Origin of the sequence: Exiguobacterium sp. SH5S13 (assembly GCF_004337085.1) — a bacterium.
Lineage (GTDB): Bacteria > Bacillota > Bacilli > Exiguobacteriales > Exiguobacteriaceae > Exiguobacterium > Exiguobacterium aurantiacum_A.
This window is the reverse complement of the sequence record NZ_SJUS01000059.1, coordinates 1-1,446: the sequence shown is the minus strand read 5'-3', so window position 1 is coordinate 1,446 and position 1,446 is coordinate 1. Positions and strand designations below refer to the sequence as shown.

The 1,446-nt window shown below is 56.2% G+C and carries 1 protein-coding gene; it reads left to right on the top strand.

The features are described 5' to 3' along the window. The first annotated feature begins 69 nt into the window (after window positions 1-69). A protein-coding gene (locus EVJ30_RS14875) for an IS3 family transposase (RefSeq protein ID WP_370251113.1) occupies window positions 70-1,397 on the top strand; the annotation gives its coding sequence in 2 pieces (ribosomal slippage) (window positions 70-448 and window positions 448-1,397; 1,329 coding nt in all). The last annotated feature ends 49 nt before the right edge of the window (window positions 1,398-1,446 follow it).

Below are 1,446 nucleotides of genomic sequence, written 5' to 3'. Positions count from 1 at the left end.
ATTCAGGGTTTTTTGTGTGCGGTCGAATCGATATAATGAACCTATTCATTCAGACGGGGGAACGCATCCATGAGTAAAATCATCTTCAACGAACATCAAATCAGGCAGCTCGAGTCGAATCCGAACGTGGCGTCGGTCTCGGACCGGTCGATCCAGTACACGGGCGACTTCAAGATACGGGCCGTGCTCGAGAACCAAGAGGGAAAAGGCCCCTCCCAAATCTTCGAGGAAGCCGGTTTCGACCTGGCGGTGATCGGTCGCGTGAAGGCGAAGTCATCGCTCGACCGCTGGCGCAAGACCTACCGAATCTATGGAACGGATGGCCTGTTGAACGACCGTCGTGGGAAGTCGAACGCGGGTGGGCGCCCGAAGCCGGATGACTCGCTCGAACGACGGCTCGCGAAGGCCGAGGCGCGCGTCAAATACCTGACGGCGGAGAACGAGCTGTTAAAAAAGCTAGAGGAACTCGAGAGGCAGGCGAAACGCACCGACTGACACCGAAAGAGCGATACCAGGTCATCAACACCGTCATCCGGACGTTCCGGCTGAAGAACCTCGTCCGTCCACTCTGCGAGATCGCGGGCGTGAGCCGCAGTGGCTACTATGCCTGGCTCACCCGCGCGGAAGACGACTCCCTCCGGGAAGAGCGTGATTATGCGGACTATCTTCTCCTGAAACATGTCCATGACCGCCGCGACGGGAAAATCGGTTATCGCGGGCTCTATATGGAGGTGCTCGATCTCATCGGGGCACCGATGAACCACAAGCGCATCCTCAGGTTGATGCGGAAATATGGGCTCGTCACGAAGATCCGCAGGAAGAACGCGTACCGGAAGCTCGCCAAGGCGACACACGAGCACAGGACGGTGCCGAACCGCCTGAACCGTCAGTTCGACCAGGACGAGCCGGGCAAGGTATTCGTGACGGACATCACCTATCTCCCGACACGGACAGGCCAGAACGTCTATCTCTCTTGTGTGAAAGACGTCGCGACACGCGAGATCGTGGCACACCATTTGTCGACGAGCCTACACATGGAGCTCGTCTTTCAGACGACGAAAAAGCTCGAAGAGCGTCTCCAGGGGAATCTGCATCCCGAGGCGATGATCCATTCGGACCAAGGGTTCCACTATACCCATCCGGCCTACCAGTCACGTATCCGTGGACTAGGCATGGTCCAGTCCATGTCACGTCGTGGCAACTGCCTCGACAACGCACCGATCGAGTCCTTCTTCGGACATCTGAAAGATCATATCGACCATCGATCGGCATCAGGCCTCACCGAGGTCCGGTCGATGGTCGATGCCTACATTGACTATTACAATAGTGAACGCAAGCAATGGAACCTAAAAAAAATGACTCCGGAGCAATACCGGAGCCATCTGATCGCCGCATAAAAGACGACGCACTTTTTATTAAACTGTCCGAAAAACAGGGCTCAGTTCA